Below are 20129 nucleotides of genomic sequence, written 5' to 3'. Positions count from 1 at the left end.
ACGCGCTCGCCGGGCGCGCCCTCGTCGTCGCCGCCTCGCGCGCCGACACGGGCGCCGCGATCCTCGCCGCCCGCCGCATGGAGGCCCACGCGGCGGCGGCCGGCCCCACCGGCTCCGTGCGGCCCGCGGCCCTCGCGGCCTGAGCCGTACGCACGCAGCGCGCGCACCGTACGCACCGCACGTGCGACGAAGCGGGGCCAGGACCGACCAGAGCCGACAGCAGGGGGCGGGGCCCCTCGCACGCCTTTGTGCGAGGGGCCCCGCCCCTTGGGGTTCACCGGCGGACCGGCGCCGTCAGCCGAGGCGCCGCACCAGCGCGCGGTACTCGTCCCACAGCTCCTTCGGGGTGTGGTCGCCGAAGGTGTTGAGGTGCTCGGGGACGAGCGCGGCCTCCTCGCGCCACACGTCCCTGTCGACCGTGAGCAGGTGGTCGAGGTCGGAGGCGGAGAGATCGAGACCCTCGGTGTCGAGCGCGCCCTTCGCCGGGAGGACGCCGATGGGGCTCTCGACGCCCTCGGCACGGCCGTCGAGCCGGTCCACGATCCACTTCAGGACGCGACTGTTCTCGCCGAAGCCGGGCCACACGAAGCGCCCCGTCCCGTCCTTGCGGAACCAGTTCACGTAGTAGATCTTCGGCAGCTTCGCCGGGTCCTTGCCCTTGGCGACGTCGATCCAGTGCCCCATGTAGTCGCCCATGTTGTAGCCGCAGAAGGGCAGCATGGCGAAGGGGTCGCGGCGCAGCTCGCCGACCTTGCCCTCGGCCGCGGCGGTCTTCTCGCTCGCGACGTTGGCGCCGAGGAAGACGCCGTGGTTCCAGTCGAAGGACTCGGTGACGAGCGGTACGGCGCTCGCGCGGCGCCCGCCGAAGAGGATCGCCGAGATCGGCACGCCCTTCGGGTCCTCCCACTCCGGCGCGATGATCGGGCACTGCGCGGCGGGCACCGTGAAGCGCGCGTTGGGGTGCGCGGCGGGCGTGTCGCTCGCGGGCGTCCAGTCGTTGCCGCGCCAGTCGGTGAGGTGCGCGGGCGGCTCCTCGGTCATGCCCTCCCACCACACGTCGCCGTCGTCGGTGAGCGCGACGTTGGTGAAGACGGCGTTGCCCCACAGGGTCTTCATCGCGTTGGCGTTGGTGTGCTCGCCCGTGCCGGGGGCGACGCCGAAGAAACCGGCCTCGGGGTTGATCGCGTAGAGCCTGCCGTCCTCGCCGAAGCGCATCCAGGCGATGTCGTCGCCGATGGTCTCGACGGTCCAGCCCTTGACGGTCGGCTCCAGCATCGCGAGGTTCGTCTTCCCGCAGGCGCTCGGGAAGGCGGCGGCGACGTACTTCGACGCACCGCGCGGCGGCGTCAGCTTGAGGATGAGCATGTGCTCGGCGAGCCAGCCCTCGTCGCGCGCCATGACCGAGGCGATGCGCAGCGCGTAGCACTTCTTGCCGAGCAGCGCGTTGCCGCCGTAGCCGGAGCCGTAGGACCAGATCTCGCGGTCCTCGGGGAAGTGCGAGATGTACTTGGTGGGGTTGCAGGGCCATGGCACGTCGGCCTCGCCCTCCCGGAGCGGGGCGCCGACGCTGTGCACGGCCTTGACGAAGAAGCCGTCCTCGCCCAGTTCGTCGAGCACGGCCCGCCCCATGCGCGTCATGGTGCGCATCGACACGGCGACGTACGCGGAGTCGGTCAGCTCCACGCCGATCGCGGAGAGCGGCGAGCCGAGCGGCCCCATGCAGAACGGCACGACGTACATCGTGCGCCCGCGCATCGCGCCGCGGAAGACGCCGTTCTCGCCCTGGAAGGTCTCGCGCATGACGGCCGGGTCCTGCCAGTGGTTCGTGGGACCCGCGTCCGCCTCCTTCTCGGAGCAGATGAAGGTCCGGTCCTCGACGCGCGCGACGTCGGAGGGGTCCGAGGCGGCGTAGTACGAGTTCGGGCGGAGCGTCGCGTCGAGCTTGCGGAAGGTGCCCTGGCGCACGAGTCCGGCGGCGAGCCGGTCGTACTCCGCCTCGGAGCCGTCGCACCACACCACCTGGTCCGGCTCGGTGAGGGCGGCGATCTTCGCGACCCAGGCGCGCAGCTCCGCGTGCCTGGTCGGCGGGGTGTCGGCAGCGGTTCCGGGGTGGGGGATGCCGTTGGTCGTGCCGAGAGTGTCGGAGGACAGGGGAGCCGCGATGTCGCGCGCCACGAATTGCTCCTAAACGAGGGTGTGATTGCCGTCTGCCCCGTGGGGGCCGCGACCCGGACGCTCTCGTAGCCGCTCATCCGGTGCCGACCGCACTCATATGATCCTGCGCCTTTCCCGCGCATCTGTCCAGGGGGCCGCCCATGTGAGCGGGGTGACGCGGGACACGGCGGGGGCGGAGGGGACGGCGGCGGGGAGGCGCGGGACGGGGGCGGGGGAGGCGGGGGGCGGGGCGGCGGAGTGTTCAACCGGCCTCGCTACGATGCCGGTACGACCGCGCCCGTTCGACGGGACGCGGGCTTCGCCCGACCGGCCGGGCGGGCCGCTCCGGCCCTCGCCCGCCACTCCTCCACGTCCCCGACTCCCCCAGGCCCCCGCTTCGCGCACGCGGGGCGGACACGCGCACCCACCCCTCTACCGGACACCGGCTCGAAGGACACGCGGCAGATGACCACGACGCACGACTCCACGACCGCTCCCGACCCCTCCGGGACGACGGCGGAGGCGGCCTCCACGCCCCTCGCTCTCGCCCTCCCGGCCGTGGTCAAGCCACGGATGCGCGGCTGGCTGCACGCGGGGATGTTCCCCGCGGTGGTGGCGGCCGGTCTCGTCCTGACCGCGTTCGCGGACTCGGGCCGAGGGCGCGTCGCCTGCGCGATCTACGTCCTGACGGCGTGCCTGCTCTTCGGCGTGAGCGCGCTGTACCACCGGGGGAACTGGGGCCCGCGCGGCGAGGCGGTGCTGCGCAGGCTGGACCACGCCAACATCTTCCTGATCATCGCGGGCACCTACACGCCGCTGACGCTGCTCCTCCTGCCGAGCGGCAAGGGCACGTGGCTGCTGTGGGCGATCTGGGCCGCCGCCGCGGCGGGCATCGCCTTCCGGGTCTTCTGGGTGGGCGCCCCGCGCTGGCTCTACACGCCCTGCTACATCGCGATGGGCTGGGCGGCGGTCTTCTTCCTGCCGGACTTCATGCGCGCGGGCGGCGTCGCGGTGTTCGTCCTCGTGCTCGTCGGCGGCCTGCTCTACAGCGCGGGCGGTGTGATCTACGGGATCAAGCGGCCCAACCCGTCGCCGCGCTGGTTCGGGTTCCACGAGGTCTTCCACTCCCTCACGCTCGCGGCGTTCGTCGTGCACTACGTGGGGATCTCGCTGGTGGCTTATCAGCACGGGTGAGAGGCGGGGCCGAGGCGGGGGCGGGTGGGGAAACGGGGTCCGGGCGAGGGCCGGGTCGTTCGGCGCGCGGTGTGATGAGCTGACGATCCACAGCGCCTGTGGATAAAGTGCGGCGGCCTGCACGGCGCCCGTGCAAGTCTGTGGACGTGAACGGAACCGACCTCGTCCTCACCTTCGCGCCCGGCATGGAGACCTTCCTGCCCCAGGGCCGCCTGACCCTGACCGCGCGCGCGGACGGCGTCTCCACGCTGGGCCACCTCGTGGAGTCGCTCGGCGTGCCGCTCACCGAGGTGGGCGGCCTCACCCGGGACGGCACACCGGTGCCGGTCTCCTTCATACCGGCCGGCGGTGAGCGCGTCGCCGTCGCTCCCGTCGAGCGTCCCCAGCGGGTACCGGGCGCGCCGCTCCGCTTCCTGCTCGACGTCCACCTCGGCACGCTCGCCCGCCGCCTGCGCCTGCTCGGAGTGGACACCGCCTACCAGCAGGAGGACCCGGGCGACGCGGCACTCGCCACCCGGTCGGCCGCCGAACGCAGGGTGCTGCTCAGCCGCGACCGGGGACTGCTGCGCCGTCGCGAGCTGTGGGCAGGGGCGTACGTGTACAGCCACCGCCCCGAGGAACAACTCCCCGACGTCCTCGACCGGTTCCGCCCCCGCCTGCGCCCGTGGACCCGCTGCACCGCGTGCAACGCCCCCCTCCGCCCCGCCACCCTGGCGGAGGTGGCCGACCGCATCGACGCCGGCACCCGCACCACGTACGACGTCTACGCGGAATGCCCCGACTGCGGCCGGGTCTACTGGCGCGGCGCCCACCACGACCGTCTGGCCCGCGTCGTGGCCGACGCCCTCGCGACCGTCGGCCAGGCCGCGGAGACGGAGGTGGCCCCCTGACGTCCGGCCCGCTCGCTCTCGCCGTCCGCGACAACGCCACATGGTGCGCGAGGGTGTGCGCCACGCACAGCGTCACGGGTGTGCTCGCCCCCGCCCTGTGGTCCGTGCCGCGCCGCGCGCCGCCGTACTACCCCGACGCGGTGACGCTGAGCCCCCAGGTCTCCCCCGCCGCGGTCCTCGCGGCGATCGACACCTCCGCGCCCGGGGCCGCGGTGAAGGACAGCTACGCCGTGCTCGACCTCGCGCCGCACGGCTTCTCCCGGCTCTTCACGGCGAGCTGGCTGTACCGGCCACCTGGCCCCACGCCCCTCCGGCGGGCTGGGAGGCGAGAGCCGTCACCACCGGGGCGGCGCTGGAGAACTGGGAGAGGGCGTGGACCGGGTCGCCGAGCGGCCTGCTCCGGCCCGCGCTCCTGGGGGACGGAGCGGTACGCGTCCTGGAGATCCGCGACGAGACGGGCACCCCGCGCGGCGGAGCGGTCCTCCACAGGGGAGCCGAAGCCGTCGGGATCTCCCACGTGTGGGCGAGCACGGGGGAAGCGGCGGTCCGCGACACGGCGGTGGCGCACGCGGCCACGACGGGCCTCCCCCTGGTGGGCTACGAGCGCGGCCCCGCTCTCGCCCTGGCGGAGAGGGCGGGCTTCGCCAAGATCGGCGCGCTGCGGGTGTGGGGGTGGGGCGCAAGGGAGGAGAACTGACCCGCGACGAGGCGCAGCGGCCCCGGACTCGCCGAGCGGGGTGTCCGCCCCGGATGTGGCGGACTCGCTGAGCGGCGCGGCCGGCCCCGGCCCCGGGCTCGGCCCGGCTTGGCGCCCCGTTCCGAGCCCCAGCCCCCCCTGCGGCCGTCGCGCCCCAGGGCTACGCCTCGCGGGCGCCCAGCCGCTCCGCCACCCGGGCCGGGTCCGTTTCGGGTCGGTCGCAGACGAAGCCTCGGCACAGGTAGGCGGCCGGGGCGCCGTCGACCAGGGGGCGGTCGGCGAGGAGCGGGAATTCGGGGTCGGCGGAGGGCGGGCCCGCGGCGACGACCATGCCGGGGGAGGTGGCGAGGAGGGCGGTGCGGTGGAGACCGCGGGTGCGCGGGTCGTCGGGGGCGCCGACGACGGCGACCTCGTAGGGGCCCGCGAGGAGGGCTTCGGCGACCGCGAGGCCGTGGCCGACGAAGCGGGGGGCGCGGGGGGCCAGGGCGCGGACGACGGAGAGGGCTTGTTCGGCGGCGGCGCGGTGGGGGGTGGAACCGGTGAGGGCGGCGTAGGTGAGGAGGGCGCCGGCGGCGGCGTTCCAGCCGGAGGGGGTCGCGTTGTCGGTGGGGTCCTGGGGGCGGTGGATGAGGGTTTCGGCGTCGGCCGCGGTGTCGTACAGCGCTCCGCTCTCGTCGCGGAAGCGGCCGAGGACGTGGTCGAGCAGCAGCCCGGCGAAGTCCGTCCACACGCCCTCGCCGGTCACGGAGGCGAGCGTGAGGAAGCCTTCGGCGATGTCGGCGTAGTCCTCCAGGACACCGGCGTTGGTGCCGGGCAGGCCGTCGCGGGACGTGCGGCTCAGGCGGCCGTGGGTGTCGAGGTGGACGCGGACGAGGAGGTCGGCGGCGCCGAGCGCGGCTTCGACGAGGTCGGGGCGGTCGAAGTAGGCCCCGGTCTCGGCGAGAGCGGCGACGGCGAGGCCGTTCCAGGCGGCGACGACCTTGTCGTCCCTGCCCGGGGCGGGCCGGGTGTCGCGCGCGGCGAGCAGTGCGCGCCGGATGCGGTCGAGCCGGGCGGCGTCGACGGGCGGGCTGTCGTAGCCGTCCGTGCGGGGCAGCCTGAGCACGGAGCTGCCGTGCTCGAAGGTGCCGTCGTCGGTGACGCCGAAGTGGGCGGCGGCGAGGGCCGCGTCCGCGTCCCCGAGCACCTCGCGCAGTTGCTGCGGCGTCCACACGTAGTAGGCGCCTTCGACGTGACGGCCCGTGCCGTCGTCGCTGTCGGCGTCGAGCGCGGAGGCGAAACCGCCTTCGGCGGTGCGCAGTTCGCGGACGAGGAAGTCGGCGGTCTCCAGAGCGACCCGCCGGGCGAGGGCCGATCCGGTGGCCCGCCACAGGTGGGCGTAGAAGCGGCACAGGAGGGCGTTGTCCGAGAGCATCTTCTCGAAGTGGGGCACGATCCACTCGCGGTCGACCGCGTAGCGGGCGAAGCCGCCGCCGAGCTGGTCGTAGATGCCGCCGCGGGCCATGTGCTCGGCGGTGTCGGCGGCCATCTGGAGGGCGCCCTCGGCGCCGGTGCGGGCGTAGTGGCGGAGCAGGAACTCCAGGACCATGGACGGCGGGAACTTGGGCGCGCCCCCGAAACCGCCGTGGCGGGAGTCGTAGTCACGGGTCAGGCCGAGCAGGGCCGCGCCGAGCGCGTCGGCACCGGGCGGCTCGGCGTCCGCGGGCAACCCCAGCCCACGCCCCGTGAGGTCGGCCGTGACCCGCGCGGCCACATCGGCGACCTCCGCACGGCGATCGGCCCACGCGGCCCGCACCCCTTCGAGTACCTGCCGGAAGGCGGGCGTGCCGTGCAGCGGACGCGGCGGGAAGTACGTACCGAAGTAGAACGGCTCCGCCTCCGGCGTCAGAAACACCGTCATGGGCCACCCCCCGTGCCCGGTGGCCGCCTGCACGGCCTCCATGTACACGGCATCGACGTCGGGCCGTTCCTCCCGGTCCACCTTGACACTGACGAAGTGCTCGTTCATGTACGCGGCGGTCTCAACGTCCTCGAAGGACTCGTGCGCCATGACGTGGCACCAGTGACAGGCCGAGTAACCGACCGACAGCAGGACGGGCACGTCCCGTCGTTCCGCTTCCGCGAACGCCTCCGGCCCCCACGGCCACCAGTCGACCGGATTATCGGCATGTTGCAGCAAATAAGGCGAGGTCGCACCAGCCAACCGGTTCATACGGCCCAGCCTCTCACAGCGCCTGGCGCGACCGGTGTGCCACGACTCGGTGGGCGGCTTCGGTGGCGGGTCGAGCAGGGCGCCACTGGGGTCCCGATCGTGTACACGTACGTCCTCGACCCCGCCACCAAGGCGTACAGGGACGGCGCCATGTTCACCGGCGCGATCAAGACCGCTGCGCCCTTCTCCGTCGCTGTCGACCTGGGAGCCGTCTGACAGCGACGGAGCCCGGTGCGCCGCGCGGTCTCACGGCAGGAGGCAGGCTGCGAGCATGCGGTGCAGCCACTGCCGGTATGCCTCTCCGTCCCAGTGCCGGTCGCCGGTCAGGCGGGTGTAGATGTGGGGGCCGGTGAGGACCCAGCAGGCGTCGGTCTCTCCGGCGGGGTCGACGCCGGGGCGGAGCATGCCCAGTCCGGACAGGTGCTCCACGAAGGCGGCGACTCCGGTCAGGCGCTCCCTCTCGGTCACTGCGAGGAGTTGCGCCACCTCGGGGCCCGCCTCGCTGAGCAGGGCGAACAACGAGGCGGTCCGGGTGTGTACGCCGCAGACGAAGGCCGCGTAGCCGCGCAGCTTGGCGTCCGGGTTCTCTTCGGCCCACACCTGCCGGAGGGCGGGGCGCTCGGACATCGGCACCGGCTCGTCGTCTCCAGCCAGCGTCGTGTCCCACACCGCCTTCATCAGGCCGGGCTTGCTGCCGTACGTCTTGTACACGGTCTCCGGGGAGACTCCGGCCCGCTGCGCGACCGCGCGCATCGTCGTGGCCTGGTACCCCTCGGACAGCAGGAGTTCCCGGCACGCCCGCAGGACGGCGGCGCGTTTGCGCCGGGCGGCGGCCTGGCGCCCACTGGCGTCGTACGGCCTGCGTTCCGCCGGATCACTGGACGGCACCGCCGAGACCTCCCATATTGATTACAGTGGCTTGTATCCAATGCGCGGCGCAAGCCCGCCACCGAGCCCGCCACGCCCCGCCTCACCATTCTCCCGCTCACCGGAGCCCCCGATGCGCACCACCGCAGCCCGCACCGTCGCCCCCGGCATCGACCGACTCGGCGACGACGTCGTCAACTTCTACCTGGTCCGCCATCGCGACGGGCTCGTCCTCGTGGACGCCGGCCTGCCCCGGCACCTGGACCACCTGCGCGCGCACCTGTCGAGCACCGGTCACCACCTGTCCGACATCTCGGCCGTCCTGCTCACCCACTCCCACCCCGACCACACCGGCCTCGTCACCGCGCTGCACCGGGCCGGCGCCGAGATCCACGTCCACCAGGAGGATGCCGCGACCCTCCTCGACGGACCGCGCAGCTCGATGCGGCACGCGAAGCCCGAGCGCTCCATGGCGCCGTACCTCCTGCGGCGCCCGGCCGCCCTCGGCACCCCTCTGCGCATGGCCCTGCTCGGCGGCTTCACCGCACCCCGGTTCGCCCATGCCCGCCCGTTCGGCGGAGACACGGCCTTCGACTCGCTTCCCGGCCGGCCGACGGCGCTGAGCCTCCCCGGCCACACCCCCGGAAGCGTCGCCTACGCCTTCCCCGAGGAGGGGGCCGTCTTCACCGGCGACGCCCTGGTCACGCACGACGGCATCACCGGACACCGCGGGCCGGCCACCGTCTGCCGGGCGTTCACCAGCGACAGCGCCGCCGCCCTCGCCTCCCTGGACCGGCTCGCCGCGCTGGACCACCCGCTGACGCTCCCGGGGCACGGCGAGCCGCTCACCCGGAGCGCCGCCGCTGCGGCCCGCGAAGCCAGGGAGTACGGGGCCACCTGAAGCGACAACCGCCGGGGCGCCCCCACCAACCGCCCGGTCCGCCGCGGGCCGACGCACGGTGCGGTGACGACGGGACAGCGGACGGTCCGCCGGTACGCCCCGCTCAGTCCTTCGCCGGGCGCTCCCCCGCCACGCCGGCGCCGAGCGCGGACAGGCCCCGCACGAGCGTATCGGCGGAGACGTCGTCGGCCATGTGACGGCAGACGATGAGGCCGTGCATCAGCGCGAAGATCACCGCCGCCGCGGCCTCCGGCTCCGCGTGCGCCGGGAGGCGTCCGTCGTCCTTCCAGCGGGCGGCGAGTTCGGCGAGACGCTCCTGCGTCTCGGCGTAGAGCGCTCGGGTCCGTTCGCGCAGTGGGGGGCGACGCAGCGCTTCGGCCCAGGTCTGCATCGCGATCTTGGACAGGTCGTAGTCCGGGTGCTCGGTCCGGTCGCGCAGTTCGTCGACGATCGTGGCGAGGGTCTCGGCCGGGCCAGGGGTCGGCCGCGCCTCCAGAATGCGGTCGAAGATGTCCCGCACCAGCCCCAGGCCGACCTCCACAGTGGCGTCGATCAGCTCTTCCTTGCTGCGGAAGTAGCGGTAGACCGCACTGGACGAGACGCCTGTCGCGGCGATCACGTCGTCCATGGAGGCGGCGTGGAAGCCGTCCCGCGAGAAGCAGGCCCACGCGCTCCTGAGGATGTGTTCGCGCCGTCTTGCGCGGGTGTCTTCGCTGAGACGAGGCATTTTCTCATCGTAACGGAAACGATCTCTTGCGCTATGAGGTCCGGCGGACCTACCGTCGCCACATACGGAAACGTTCGTTTCTCTTTGGGAGTGCCATGTCCCCTCCTCGCCTGACCGGCCTGCACCACGTGACCCTGCCCGTGTCCGACCTGGAAACCAGCGCCGCCTGGTACGCCACGGCGCTGGGAGCCACCCGCATCCCCGGCCTCGACCACCACGACCCGGCCGGCAACCGCTACTCGGTGGTCGTCGCCCTGCCCGGTCTGGACACTCCGCTGCAACTGCGCCTGGCCCCCGAGGCGGTGGCGACGGCGGGCGGTTACGACCCGCTCACCCTCGGCGTCGGTGACCGCGCCGAACTCGACACCTGGGCGGCACAGTTGGACAGCGCGGGCGTCGCGCACGGCCCGGTCACCGAAGCACGCCTCGGCCACGCCCTCAGCTTCCACGACCCCGACGGAACCCTCCTGCGGCTGTACACCGCTCCGGCGGGCGGCCTCGCATCCGCCGTACAGAACATCGCCCGGAACGCCGTGGAGAACGACCTGCCGAACGTCCCGCGGAACTCCGTACGGAACGCCGTACCGGAAGCGCGGGACGAATGATCGGCTACGCGCAGGCCCGCACGATCCTGGACCACGCTCTGCTGCACGCGCGCGAACGGGACTTCCCCCCGATGACCGTCGCCGTCCTGGACGCGGGCGGCCATCTGCTCGCCTTCGCCCGCGAGGACCGGTCCTCGCTGCTGCGCGAGCGCATCGCGGTGGGCAAGGCGCGCGGCGCGCTGAACATGGGCGTGGGCAGCCGGGCCCTGGCGGGCCGGGCGGAGGCCCACCCGCACTTCGTCAACGCGCTGGTGGAGCTGGCCGAAGGGGACCTCGTCCCCGTGGCCGGCGGGGTTCTCGTACGAGACCGCGACGGGGACGTCGTCGGGGCCGTCGGCGTCAGCGGCCACCTTCCCGACCACGACGAGGAGTGCGCCGTCCACGGCATCGAGGCGACCGGCGGCCTACGCACCGACCCCGGCGCCTGACCCCGGCGCCTGATTCCAGTGCTTGCCCCACGCGCCCAACCGCCGGAGCGCTCAACCGCGTTCAGGCCCACGAACCCCCAGATCCACAAGCCCCCACCCACCCACGCACGAGAGGGAACGGACCCCCGCGATGGCTGCGAACCGCCTGCTGGCGATGCTGAACGACGAGACGGTTCCGGTGGGCATGCAGTGCTTCACCGGGGACCACACGCTGATCGAGGTCCTCGGGCGCACCGGGTTCGACTACGTGTGGCTGGACAGCGAACACTGCGCCACCAACCCCCGCGCGCTGGAGGACACGATCCGCACCGCCGACGGTGCCGGGCTGCTCTCCCTGGTGCGCATCCCCGAGCCCGACGACACCACCGCGGCGCGGCGGGCGCTGGAAGCCGGAGCCCACGGGCTGATCGTGCCGATGGCCCGGTCCGCCGCCGACATCCGCGCCCTGCTGGACGCGACGCTCTATCCCCCGGCCGGGAGGCGCGGCATCTGTCCCGCCTACCGGGCCGCCGGCTACTCCCTCCGCTCCTTCGCCCGGCACGCGGCGGACAGCGACGAGAGCCTGCTGCTCATCCCGCTCATCGAAACGCTGGAGGCGCTGGAGAACATCGAGGAGATCTGCGCCGTCGAGCAGGTCCGCGTCCTGTGCTTCGCTGCCGGTGAACTCGCCTTCGCGATGGGGGAAGGCGCCCGGATGCACAGCAGCACCAAGGTGCGCGACGCCTACGCGAAGGTGAAGGAAGCCGCGGCACGCAACGATGTCGTGCTCATGGGCGGCCCCATCCTCGACCCGACGCACGAGAGCTGCGCCAAGGCGCTTGAGGACGGAATCCGGGTGTTCTGCCTGGGAATCGACGTCATGGCGTTCCGCCTGGTCTGCGAGAACACCGTCGCCGCGCTCGACTCGGCGGTGGCCGGGAGCGCCTACTCCCGCCCACCGGCCCCCGAAAGCGGCTTCCCCGCCCACTACTGAGGCGGGCACGGAGCACGACCACCACCCCCAAGTACCGCACGACCCAAGAGAGGCAGTCATGGCCGACATCAAGAGGTACGTCCTGGGCCCCGACGACGAGGGGCAGTCCGCCATCCTCGAAACGGAGCCGGCCAACGTCCAGTCCAAGGAGGGGTTCTTCTGGCGCTCCACCCTGTGGGCGACCCAGGAGCTCCCGGTCGACAACACCGTCGGGGGTGACCGCTCCGTTGCCGAGGGCGTCGGCGCGCAGCGCGAGCCCCAGCCGGGCGGCATGCTGGTCCGCGCCCTGGAGCTGTGGCCGGACATGGCCCCGGAGGAGCACCGCGAGCAGTTCGCCGCGCTCAACACGGAGGTGGGCCAGAAGCACACGCCCACCCAGGCCGACGCGCTGCGCCACCCCACGATGCACCGCACGGACACGCTGGACTGCATCACCATCGCGCGCGGCGAGATCTACCTGGTCACGGACACCGGCGAGGTCCTGATGCGGCCGGGCGACACGGTCATCATCCGGGGGGTCAACCACGGCTGGAGCAACCGCTCCGACGGCCCGTGCCTGCTGGTCGGCACCATGATCGACGCCACCCCTGCGGGGTCCGTGGCATGAGCGCGGAGCACAGGAACGGGGAGCACAGGAGCGGCGAGCACAGGAGCGCGGAGCACAGGAGCACGGAGCAGGAGCGCAACAAGGCCGTCGTGGCCCACTTCAACAAGGCGTTCATCGAGGGCGGTGACATGGACGTCTACGCGCGCACGATGGACCCCGCGTTCGTCAACCACACCCCCCACCCGGGGCAGCCGGCCGGGCCCGACGGCGCGGCCTTCTTCTTCAACGAGATCCTGCGCCCCGCCTTCCCCGACCTGGTGGTCAGCCTCCACGACCAGATCGCCGAAGGCGACAAGGTCCTCACCCGCAAGTCCTACCGGGCCACCCACCGGGGCGACTTCCTCGGCGTACCCGCCACGGGGAGGACGGTCGAGTTCGCCGTCATGGACATCATCCGGCTGCGCGACGGCCGCTACGTCGAGCACTGGGCGATCGCGGACATGGCGGGCCTGCGCGCCCAGCTCACGGCGAAGTGACCCGGTGAGACGCCGGGCAGAGCCTCTCCCGCGGTCGTCTCCGAGAAGTAGAAAGGCACTCCCCTCATGACTGATGTACGCACACACCTCGGCACCGTGCGCGGTGTCCGGGACGGCGATGTCCACCGATTCCTCGGCATCCCGTTCGCGGCACCGCCCGTCGGCGAACTGCGCTGGCGGCACGCGCGGCCCCCGGCCCGGTGGGAGGGCGTCCGCGACGCGTCCGCGTTCGCGCCCGACCCGATCCAGAGCGCGAACACGGCGCACACGCCGCAGGGAGGCCAGAGCGAGGACTGCCTCTACCTCAACGTCTGGACGACCAGCCTCGATCCGGCCGCGCGGCAGCCGGTGATGTTCTGGATACACGGCGGCGGCTTCCTCAACGGGGCCGCGTCGATGCCGCTGTACGACGGCACTTCGCTGGCCGGGCGCGGGGTCACCGTCGTCTCCGTCGAGTACCGGCTCGGCGCCTTCGGCTTCCTGACCGACCCCGAGGCGGGCGCGAACTTCGCCGTCACCGACTGGGTCCGGGGTCTGGAGTGGGTCAGGGCCAACGCCGAGGCGTTCGGGGGCGACCCGGGCCGCGTGACCGTCTTCGGCCAGTCCGCCGGGGCCGCCGCGACCCGGGCCCTGCTCTCCGCGCCGTCGGCGCGGGGGCTGTTCCACCGCGCGATCATCCAGAGCGCGGGCTTCGAGGACTACGCCGTTGTCGGCTCCCCCTCGTACGAGCGGGCGCACGCCGCGACCCGTCGCCTGCGGTCCGCTCTCGGCTGCGACTCGGTCGGGGCGATGCGCGCGGTCGGGTCCGAACCGGTGCGGGCGGCGTCGCTGGCCCACAGCGGGATCTTCCCGCCCGAAGGCCAGGTGCACACACCCGCGAATCTGGTCTGGTACCCGGTCGTCGACGACGAGGTCATCACCGCCGGGTTCGAGGGGTGGCCCGAGGACGTACCGGTCCTGCTCGGCTGCACCGAGGACGAGGCGCGGATGTTCATCCGGCCGGACGCCCTCTACGCGCACCCGGAGGTGCGGCCCGAGGACGCGTACACGCACGAGACGTTGACGCACATGGCGCGCGCCCTCGGGGGCGACGCCGCCGAGGACATCGTGCGGGAGCTGACGGGGCGTGGGCTGACCCCGTACGAGGCGCTCGCGGAGGTCTGCACGGCCGCCGTGTGGCTGGAGCCCGCGCTCGCCACGCTCGACCGTTTCGCCGCGCTCGGCCGCACCTCGTACTCCTACCGCTTCGCCCGCGTCTCCCCGGGGGCGGAGAAGGACGGCACCAGGGCGTGCCACGCGGCCGAGAACCCGTACGTCTTCGGGCGCCTCGACCGGGAGGGCTACTACGACGCCACGGACGTCCAGGTCCAGGACGCGGTGCAGACCGCCTGGACCGAGTTCGCCCGTACGGGGGTGCCGCGCCACCGCGACGGCACCGCGTGGCCGGCCTACGACGCCGGGGACCCGCGGTGCACCGTCATCGACGCCGTGACCACCAGCAAGCCCCTGGAGATCAGTCCCGTGACGGCGCTCATCCGCTCGCAGCGCGCGAAGGCGGCGGGAGAGGGCCGGGGAAACTGACACTCGGCGGCCCTCCCGAGGGCGGCTCCCGCCTCGGTCGCGGGTGACGGGCGGTCAGAGCGCCGCCGCGAAGGCCGTGAGGGCGTCGGCGAGGCCGGCCGGAGCCTCCAGCGGCATCAGATGACCCGTGCCGGGGAGCACCATGAGGTCGGCTCGGGAGAGGTACGGCATCAGGTGGTCGCGGAGGACGTCGGCGGGCTCGACGCGGTCCTCCTGCCCGGCGACGACGAGGGCGGGGACGCGGATCGCGCGGGTGTGCCCGGTGATGTCCTCCGCGATTCCGCGCAGCGGCCACTCGGCGCGGGCGGCGTCGGCGCCCGCCCGCGAATCCCTCACGATCCGCGCCTTGACCGCGGCGGGCAGCGCGGTCGCGGTGAGGACGCCGTCCCGTGCCCCGGCCGCGGACTCGTCCGAGTCGTAGGCGTGGGAAAGGGCCTCCCGGTACTCGGGGGTGATCCCCGGGCCGGGCCTCGCCGGAGCGGGACCGACGAGGACGATCCCGCGCAGACCGGCGGGCCGCGTCGCCGCGACCAGCTGCGCGACCTTGCCGCCCATGGAATGCCCGACCAGGACATGGTCGGTGACGCCCGCGTCGTCGAGCACGGCGAGCGTGTCGTCGGCGAACCGGCGCAGCGAGTACGGGCCGGACATGCCGCGCGACCGGCTCCACCCACGGAAGTCGACGGTGAGCACGTCACGGCCCGGGAGACGGTCGACGACGAGGTCCCAGGTGCGGGCGGAGCCACCCCAGTAGTGCAGGAACACCAGGGTCGGCCCGCTCCCCGGCCGGTGGTCGTAAACGGGCAGTGACGCCTGCCGTGTCGTGCTCATCGTGGCTCTCCTCCATCGGTGCGTGGCCGGTCGTTCCGTGTCTCCATCGAACTCCCGCGGGTGCGCCGGGGCATCGCCGTGACGGGACCTCCGATGGTGAAAACTGGACACGTGACCGTGATCCGGCAGATGACGTACCAGCCCCTCGCCCGTCGGGCGGCCGCGGTCGAGACGATGACGTTCGCCGGCCTCCGCGCCCGGAACGACGGCGGGACGCAGCGTGCCGACTTCCACGTCCTGGCCGTCGTCGACGCCGGGCACGGGTCCGTCACCGTCGACTTCCACCGGCACCCCCTCCGAGCGCGGTCCGCGGTGTGGGTCGCTCCCGGAGCGGTGCACCGCTGGGACGACATCGCCGACGTGGCAGGACACCTCGTCCTGTTCGTCCCGACCGCGCCGGTCACGCACGCCACCCGGGAACTCGCCGCGTCCCCGGACCCGGTCGTACGGTGGGACATCCCCGACGCCGACCGGCCGTACGTCGACGCCGCGCGCGATCACCTCCTCCTCGAAGCGTCCGCCCCGCCCCCGGACGTCTCGACGGAACTGCCCGAGATCCTGCTCTCGGCACTCCTCGCCCGGCTCCGGCCACCACACGCCGCAGCGCGGCCGGCCCATCCGGTGTTCCAGCCGTTCCGCGCCAGCGTCGAAGCGCACTTCCGGGAACACCACGACGCCGGCTACTACGCCCGGACCCTGGGGTACGCGCCCCGGACCCTCTCCAGGGCGGTGCGACAGGTCACCGGCCGCACCGCCAAGGCGTACCTCGTCGAACGGATCGTCCTGGAGGCCAAACGGCTCCTCGCACACGACCGCCTCACCGCGGCGCGCTGCGCCGACGCACTCGGCTTCCCGGACGCGACCGCCTTCTCGGTGTTCTTCCGGAGGGCGACGGGCATGCCCCCGGGGGCCTGGCAGGCCACGACGTCCACCCCCTGAGCAGGTCCTGCCTCCCGCGGAGCGGAAGCGGACGCCGAGGGGTCACCGGCGCGTGGCCGGTCCGGGCCGGTGCCGCGTCACCGCGTGGGCCCGGTGCGGGCCGGTGCCGCGTCGCGGACCCGGTTCCGGTAGCGCAGGGGCGACTCCCCCACCTCCCGTTTGAACGCGGAGCTGAAGGCGCTCTCGGACGCGTAACCCAGGCCGGAGCCCAGCGACCCGATGCGGACATCCTGGTCGCGGAGGGCACGTTGGGCCAGGAGTATCCGCCAGCGGTTGAGGTAGGTGAGCGGCGGCTGGCCCGACACCGTCCGGAAACGCTCGGCGAAGGACGTGCGGGACATCGCCGCGGCGCGCGCCAGTTCCGGCAGGCTCCAGGGCTTCCCGGGGGAGGCGTGCATGAGGTCGAGCGCCGGACGCAGACGTTCGTCGGTCAGCAGCCGCAGCCATCCCGGAGGGAGTTCGGTCTGGCCGATGTACGCGCGCAGGACTTCGAGCAGCACGAGCTGGCCGTACTGCCGGACCGCGAACTCCGAACCGATCCGGTCCGCCGCGACCTCGTCGAACAGCCGGTCGAGACCGGCGCGCAGGCTGGTCGCGGTGGCGGCGGAGGCCCGGACGTGGCCCACCGGGGGCAGCGCCCGCAGCAGCAGCGCCCGGCCCGCCGCGTTGAGATCGACCGCCATGCCGATCACGACGTCGTCGGTGCCGCGGTCGGCGCCGGCGAGCCGCGTGAAGTTCTCCTCGGGCCGGATCTCCTGGCGCGGTCCGTCGCCGGTACCGCCCTCCTGCCTGAGCCAGGACCGGTCGTTCAGGATGGCGACGTCGCCGGGCTCCATCCCGATCGGCCCGTCCATGCCGTCCGTGATCAGCCGGGCCCGGCCGTAGACCATCGCGACGAGCTTCAGCGGGTCCCCGAGGGGGGCTCGCGCCACCCAGGGGCCTCGTGCCGCGAACCCGCCCGACACCAGCCCGCGGATCTCGACGAGATGGAAGACCTCGGAGAGAGCGTCACCGGCCATGCCCGTACTCTCGCGCAAAAAATCCGCACTATCAATTATTCAAAGTCCTCCTGCCCGTTCCCAGACTGAAGGGCATGACACACAAGCAGCACCCCCTCGGTTCCGGCTTCACCCCCGCCTCGACCGCCGACGAAGTCCTCGCGGGCATCGACCTGTCGGGCAAGAACGCCGTCGTCACCGGCGGCCACGTCGGGCTCGGTCTCCAGGTCACCCGTGCGCTGGCCAGGGCGGGCGCGTCGGTCGTCGTCGGCTCGCGCCACCCGGAGCGCGCGGCACCGGCCCTCGCCGGCGTCGCACGCGTCGAGATCGCCCGGCTCGACCTGCTGGACCCCGCCTCGATCGACGCCTTCGCCACCCACTGGCTGGCCTCCGGCCGTCCCCTCCACATCCTCTGCAACAACGCCGGGATCATGGCCCCCGCCGAGCGGACCCTGGACGCGCGCGGCTACGAGGCGCAGTTCGCGACCAACCATCTCGGCCACTTCCAGCTGACCCTGGGCCTGTTGCCCGCACTGCGCGCGGCCCGCGGTGCCCGCGTGGTCAACACGACCTCGGGCGCCACACGTATCAGCGGCATCCGCTGGGACGACCCGCACTTCGCCACCGGCTACGACGGCCAGCTCGCCTACGCGCAGTCCAAGACCGCCAACGTCCTGTTCGCCGTCGACCTGGACCGCCGCTGGGCCGAGGACGGAATCCACGGCTACGCCGCGCACCCGGGCATCGTCGTCGGTACGCGGCTGGGCAGTTCGATGCCCGCCGACCAGGTGCGGGCCATGTGGCAAGCGGTGGGCCTGGTCGACGACGCGGGCCGGCCGGTCATCGACCCCGGGAGCGGGAAGAAGACCCCGCAGCAGGGAGCGGCCACCCTCGTCTTCGGGGCCACCAGCCCCCTGCTCGCCGACATCGGGGGCGTCTACCTCAGGGACAACGACATCTCGCCCCTGGACGACGCCCACGACCCGGACGCCCAGGGAGCCGACCTGATCCGCTCGCAGAACGCCGTGCCGCACTCCGTCGACCCCCGGTCCGCGCGGCGCCTGTGGGAGCTGAGCGAGCGGCTGATCACGGCATGACCTCGGCGGCTGCCGACGACGGCGGCCCTGACCGTGTCGGTCACGGCAGGGACCGGGCCGTCGCCGCGGGCACGGCGACGGCCCGGCCCTGTCACGACCGCCTGCGCCGGGCGAGCACGAAGAGACCGGCTCCGACGACCAGTACGCCCGCGGCGATGCTCAGCGGGAGGACCGGGTCGGACCCGCCGGTCTCGGCCAGCGGCTCGCCGCCTCCCTGGGCCGAGGGGCCGGAGCCGGCGTCACCGGACGGGCCGGATGCCGCGTCCGTGCCCGCCGCACCCGTGCCCGCCGTGTCCGTGCCCGCCGCGTCCGTGCCTGTCTCCGCGCCGGAACCCGCGGCGGTGTCCGGGTTCTCCTGGGCCGCCGCCGACGCCCCACCGCTGCCCGCGACGGTCTCCTCGGCGGCTCCGAAGCTGTACGCGCCCCGCTCCGGTGCGCCGCCCTTGCGGGGCGCCCCGGTGAAGTCGGTGCTCACGGCGGGGAACGGGGTGCCGGAGCCGATGGCGGGCGAGCCCTTCGTGAGCCGGAAGTCCGCGTCCGGGCCCGTGCCGGGAGCGGCGAACCGCGGGTCGGCGACGAGGTCGTGCGGGCCCTTGGTCTCGGGGGCCTTGCCGCCGAAGTAGACGTTGTAGTCGTACGTCACGTCCACGTTGCCGGACGTGCTGTTGGTCGCCTGCCCCGGACGGCCGTAGGCGATGTTGTCGAGGAGCCGTACGTCGGTGCTGTCGTGGGCGAAGATGTTGGCGTAGGGCGATGTGATGCGGGGGCTGCGGCCGTTCAGGTAGGCCGTGTTGTGGACGATGTCGACGTGCTGGCTCCGGTAGGCGTGGATGCCTGAACCGCCGTTGTCGTACGAGACTTTGTTGGCGACCAGGACGCGTCCGTCGTAGGCCGGCCTCCCGCGCGCGGGGTCGCCCTTCGTCGTGTCCACGATGATGCCGTTGCCGTCGGAATAGCAGCGGCAGCCCTCCCACTTGACCTTGGTCTCGTTGTCGTGGACGCGGTTTCCGGTGATGCGGATGCCATACGTCCGGGAACCGTCGCCGCCACGGGGGGTGAGGACGGAGATGCCGCTGCTGCCGAAGACGGTGAACCAGGAGTTGGAGTGGACGTGGTTGCCGACGATGTCGATGTCGTCGGCCTCGATCGCGGAGATCCCGCCGCCCGCGCAGTCGTGCACCAGGTTGCCGATGATGTCGACGTGGTGGGGGAACGCGCCGGACTCCCGGTTCTTCTCCACCGCTATGCAGTTGGTGTTGTACGTGGGATCGGTCCTGCTCGACGAGCGTTCGGCGTCGGCCAGGGACAGTGCCGCGTTGTTGCCCTCGACCTCCAGGTTCTCGATGACGATGTGGGACGCGCCGTAGACGCTGATGCCGTTCCACGCCGTTCTCGGGTGCAGGACCGGCCGCTGTCCGGGATATGCCATGAAGGTGATGGGGGCGCCCGGCCGCCCGGAGCGTGTGACGGTCAGCACGTTGGAGCCCTTGCGGGGCTCGGTGTACGTGCCGTTCATGACCGCGACGACATCGCCGGGGCCGGCCAGGTCCGCGGCCTTCTGGAGGGTGCGGAACGGCGCTCCGGCTGACGTGCCGGGGTTGGAGTCGTTGCCTTTGGCGCTCACGAAGTAGGTGGGTACGGGGGCCTTCGCGGGCCGGGACGTGCGCACGCTCGCGGCAGCGGGGGAAGGCGCGGGGGCGCGAGTCTCCACAGGGGCGGAGGGCCTCGGCGCCGGCGAGGTCAGCGCGGACGGGCTCGCCTGGGCGGCCGTGCTCCGCGCGCTGACGGAGTAGTCCGCGCCCGACGGGATCATGACGATGCCGGTCACCACGAGCGCGGCCACCCCGGCCGCGACGGCCGCGCCCGTCACCTTGGCACCGAGTCCGGCGAGCACACCGTGATCGCCGCCCGGGCGGCCGGTCCCGCGACGGCCGCGCCCGTGCGACGCCGGC

19 protein-coding genes and 1 pseudogene are annotated in these 20129 nt (G+C 73.2%); 13 read left to right on the top strand and 7 right to left on the bottom strand.

Annotated elements, in window-relative coordinates; genetic code table 11:
- Nucleotides 1–294: 294 nt before the first annotated feature.
- Nucleotides 295–2118, bottom strand: a complete 1824-nt coding sequence (locus tag G3I42_RS05570; protein WP_164282906.1) for a phosphoenolpyruvate carboxykinase (GTP) — start codon at nt 2116–2118, stop codon at nt 295–297.
- A gap of 501 nt (nt 2119–2619) precedes the next feature.
- Between G3I42_RS05570 and G3I42_RS05565 the strand changes: the two genes are divergently transcribed.
- The 3 genes from G3I42_RS05565 to G3I42_RS05555 all read left to right on the top strand — a co-directional run bounded on the left by G3I42_RS05565 (nt 2620) and on the right by G3I42_RS05555 (nt 4935).
- A complete protein-coding gene (locus G3I42_RS05565) occupies nt 2620–3348 on the top strand; it encodes a hemolysin III family protein (RefSeq protein WP_164282904.1) in 729 nt (242 codons plus the stop codon).
- A 146-nt stretch (nt 3349–3494) separates the two neighbouring features.
- Nucleotides 3495–4238, top strand: coding sequence for a Mut7-C RNAse domain-containing protein (locus G3I42_RS05560; protein WP_343244463.1), 744 nt, complete (start codon nt 3495–3497; stop codon nt 4236–4238).
- A gap of 517 nt (nt 4239–4755) precedes the next feature.
- Nucleotides 4756–4935 carry a hypothetical protein gene (locus G3I42_RS05555; RefSeq protein WP_164282900.1) on the top strand — a complete coding sequence of 60 codons (180 nt, stop codon included), beginning with the start codon at nt 4756–4758 and terminating at the stop codon, nt 4933–4935.
- Nucleotides 4936–5095: 160 nt separating this feature from the next.
- On the opposite strand, the gene G3I42_RS05550 is transcribed toward G3I42_RS05555, so the two are convergent.
- The gene (locus tag G3I42_RS05550) at nt 5096–7147 is read right to left on the bottom strand and encodes a thioredoxin domain-containing protein (RefSeq protein WP_164282898.1); all 2052 of its coding nucleotides are present in this window, start codon (nt 7145–7147) and stop codon (nt 5096–5098) included.
- 63 nt (nt 7148–7210) lie between these two features.
- On the opposite strand from G3I42_RS05550, the pseudogene G3I42_RS05545 reads away from it, so the two are divergent.
- Nucleotides 7211–7363, top strand: a pseudogene (locus tag G3I42_RS05545) (Uma2 family endonuclease); the annotation flags it as partial.
- A gap of 30 nt (nt 7364–7393) precedes the next feature.
- On the opposite strand, the gene G3I42_RS05540 reads toward G3I42_RS05545, so the two are convergent.
- Nucleotides 7394–8035, bottom strand: a complete 642-nt coding sequence (locus G3I42_RS05540; RefSeq protein WP_164282896.1) for a TetR/AcrR family transcriptional regulator — start codon at nt 8033–8035, stop codon at nt 7394–7396.
- Nucleotides 8036–8147: 112 nt separating this feature from the next.
- Here G3I42_RS05540 and G3I42_RS05535 point away from each other — a divergent pair, with 112 nt between their 5' ends.
- Complete coding sequence (locus G3I42_RS05535; RefSeq protein ID WP_164282894.1) at nt 8148–8915, top strand: MBL fold metallo-hydrolase; 768 nt, start codon at nt 8148–8150, stop codon at nt 8913–8915.
- Nucleotides 8916–9018: 103 nt separating this feature from the next.
- On the opposite strand, the gene G3I42_RS05530 is transcribed toward G3I42_RS05535, so the two are convergent.
- On the bottom strand, nt 9019–9642 hold the full coding sequence (locus G3I42_RS05530; RefSeq protein ID WP_164282893.1) for a TetR/AcrR family transcriptional regulator: 624 nt from the start codon (nt 9640–9642) through the stop codon (nt 9019–9021).
- Nucleotides 9643–9737: 95 nt separating this feature from the next.
- Between G3I42_RS05530 and G3I42_RS05525 the strand changes: the two genes are divergently transcribed.
- From G3I42_RS05525 to G3I42_RS05500, 6 genes are all read left to right on the top strand, one after another.
- The gene (locus tag G3I42_RS05525; RefSeq protein ID WP_164282891.1) at nt 9738–10247 is read left to right on the top strand and encodes a VOC family protein; all 510 of its coding nucleotides are present in this window, start codon (nt 9738–9740) and stop codon (nt 10245–10247) included.
- On the top strand, nt 10244–10675 hold the full coding sequence (locus G3I42_RS05520; RefSeq protein WP_164282889.1) for a heme-binding protein: 432 nt from the start codon (nt 10244–10246) through the stop codon (nt 10673–10675). Before G3I42_RS05525 ends, G3I42_RS05520 begins: the two co-directional genes overlap by 4 nt.
- A 130-nt stretch (nt 10676–10805) precedes the next feature.
- Complete coding sequence (locus tag G3I42_RS05515) at nt 10806–11648, top strand: aldolase/citrate lyase family protein (RefSeq protein WP_164282887.1); 843 nt, start codon at nt 10806–10808, stop codon at nt 11646–11648.
- 58 nt (nt 11649–11706) lie between these two features.
- On the top strand, nt 11707–12255 hold the full coding sequence (locus tag G3I42_RS05510; RefSeq protein WP_164282884.1) for a cupin domain-containing protein: 549 nt from the start codon (nt 11707–11709) through the stop codon (nt 12253–12255).
- A complete protein-coding gene (locus tag G3I42_RS05505; protein ID WP_164282883.1) occupies nt 12252–12731 on the top strand; it encodes an ester cyclase in 480 nt (159 codons plus the stop codon). The genes G3I42_RS05510 and G3I42_RS05505 overlap by 4 nt, the downstream gene beginning before the upstream one ends.
- Nucleotides 12732–12797: 66 nt before the next feature.
- Nucleotides 12798–14312: a carboxylesterase family protein gene (locus G3I42_RS05500; protein ID WP_164282881.1), complete on the top strand. Its 1515-nt coding sequence runs from the start codon at nt 12798–12800 to the stop codon at nt 14310–14312.
- A 54-nt stretch (nt 14313–14366) separates the two neighbouring features.
- Here the strand turns inward: G3I42_RS05500 and G3I42_RS05495 are convergent, their stop codons facing one another.
- Nucleotides 14367–15143, bottom strand: a complete 777-nt coding sequence (locus G3I42_RS05495) for an alpha/beta hydrolase (RefSeq protein ID WP_164282879.1) — start codon at nt 15141–15143, stop codon at nt 14367–14369.
- Between the two features lie 93 nt (nt 15144–15236).
- Here G3I42_RS05495 and G3I42_RS05490 point away from each other — a divergent pair, with 93 nt between their 5' ends.
- On the top strand, nt 15237–16082 hold the full coding sequence (locus G3I42_RS05490) for an AraC family transcriptional regulator (protein ID WP_164282877.1): 846 nt from the start codon (nt 15237–15239) through the stop codon (nt 16080–16082).
- Between the two features lie 77 nt (nt 16083–16159).
- Here G3I42_RS05490 and G3I42_RS05485 read toward each other — a convergent pair whose 3' ends face one another.
- Nucleotides 16160–17101: an AraC family transcriptional regulator gene (locus G3I42_RS05485; RefSeq protein WP_164282875.1), complete on the bottom strand. Its 942-nt coding sequence runs from the start codon at nt 17099–17101 to the stop codon at nt 16160–16162.
- 74 nt (nt 17102–17175) lie between these two features.
- On the opposite strand from G3I42_RS05485, the gene G3I42_RS05480 reads away from it, so the two are divergent.
- Nucleotides 17176–18177, top strand: a complete 1002-nt coding sequence (locus G3I42_RS05480) for an SDR family NAD(P)-dependent oxidoreductase (RefSeq protein ID WP_164282873.1) — start codon at nt 17176–17178, stop codon at nt 18175–18177.
- A 91-nt stretch (nt 18178–18268) separates the two neighbouring features.
- On the opposite strand, the gene G3I42_RS05475 is transcribed toward G3I42_RS05480, so the two are convergent.
- Nucleotides 18269–20129: right-handed parallel beta-helix repeat-containing protein (locus G3I42_RS05475; protein ID WP_203606401.1), on the bottom strand; the 1861-nt coding region annotated here is incomplete at its 5' end.

Origin of the sequence: Streptomyces sp. SID11385 (assembly GCF_010548245.1) — a bacterium.
GTDB lineage: Bacteria > Actinomycetota > Actinomycetes > Streptomycetales > Streptomycetaceae > Streptomyces.
This window is presented reverse-complemented; position numbering and strand designations above follow the sequence as displayed.

Coding starts and splice junctions, on each gene's coding strand:
- G3I42_RS05565 (WP_164282904.1), top strand. CDS start 2,620: ATGACCACGACGCACGACTCCACGACCGCTCCCGACCCCTCCGGGACG.
- G3I42_RS05550 (WP_164282898.1), bottom strand. CDS start 7,147: ATGAACCGGTTGGCTGGTGCGACCTCGCCTTATTTGCTGCAACATGCC.
- G3I42_RS05535 (WP_164282894.1), top strand. CDS start 8,148: ATGCGCACCACCGCAGCCCGCACCGTCGCCCCCGGCATCGACCGACTC.
- G3I42_RS05530 (WP_164282893.1), bottom strand. CDS start 9,642: ATGCCTCGTCTCAGCGAAGACACCCGCGCAAGACGGCGCGAACACATC.
- G3I42_RS05525 (WP_164282891.1), top strand. CDS start 9,738: ATGTCCCCTCCTCGCCTGACCGGCCTGCACCACGTGACCCTGCCCGTG.
- G3I42_RS05520 (WP_164282889.1), top strand. CDS start 10,244: ATGATCGGCTACGCGCAGGCCCGCACGATCCTGGACCACGCTCTGCTG.
- G3I42_RS05515 (WP_164282887.1), top strand. CDS start 10,806: ATGGCTGCGAACCGCCTGCTGGCGATGCTGAACGACGAGACGGTTCCG.
- G3I42_RS05510 (WP_164282884.1), top strand. CDS start 11,707: ATGGCCGACATCAAGAGGTACGTCCTGGGCCCCGACGACGAGGGGCAG.
- G3I42_RS05505 (WP_164282883.1), top strand. CDS start 12,252: ATGAGCGCGGAGCACAGGAACGGGGAGCACAGGAGCGGCGAGCACAGG.
- G3I42_RS05500 (WP_164282881.1), top strand. CDS start 12,798: ATGACTGATGTACGCACACACCTCGGCACCGTGCGCGGTGTCCGGGAC.
- G3I42_RS05495 (WP_164282879.1), bottom strand. CDS start 15,143: ATGAGCACGACACGGCAGGCGTCACTGCCCGTTTACGACCACCGGCCG.
- G3I42_RS05490 (WP_164282877.1), top strand. CDS start 15,237: ATGGTGAAAACTGGACACGTGACCGTGATCCGGCAGATGACGTACCAG.
- G3I42_RS05485 (WP_164282875.1), bottom strand. CDS start 17,101: ATGGCCGGTGACGCTCTCTCCGAGGTCTTCCATCTCGTCGAGATCCGC.
- G3I42_RS05480 (WP_164282873.1), top strand. CDS start 17,176: ATGACACACAAGCAGCACCCCCTCGGTTCCGGCTTCACCCCCGCCTCG.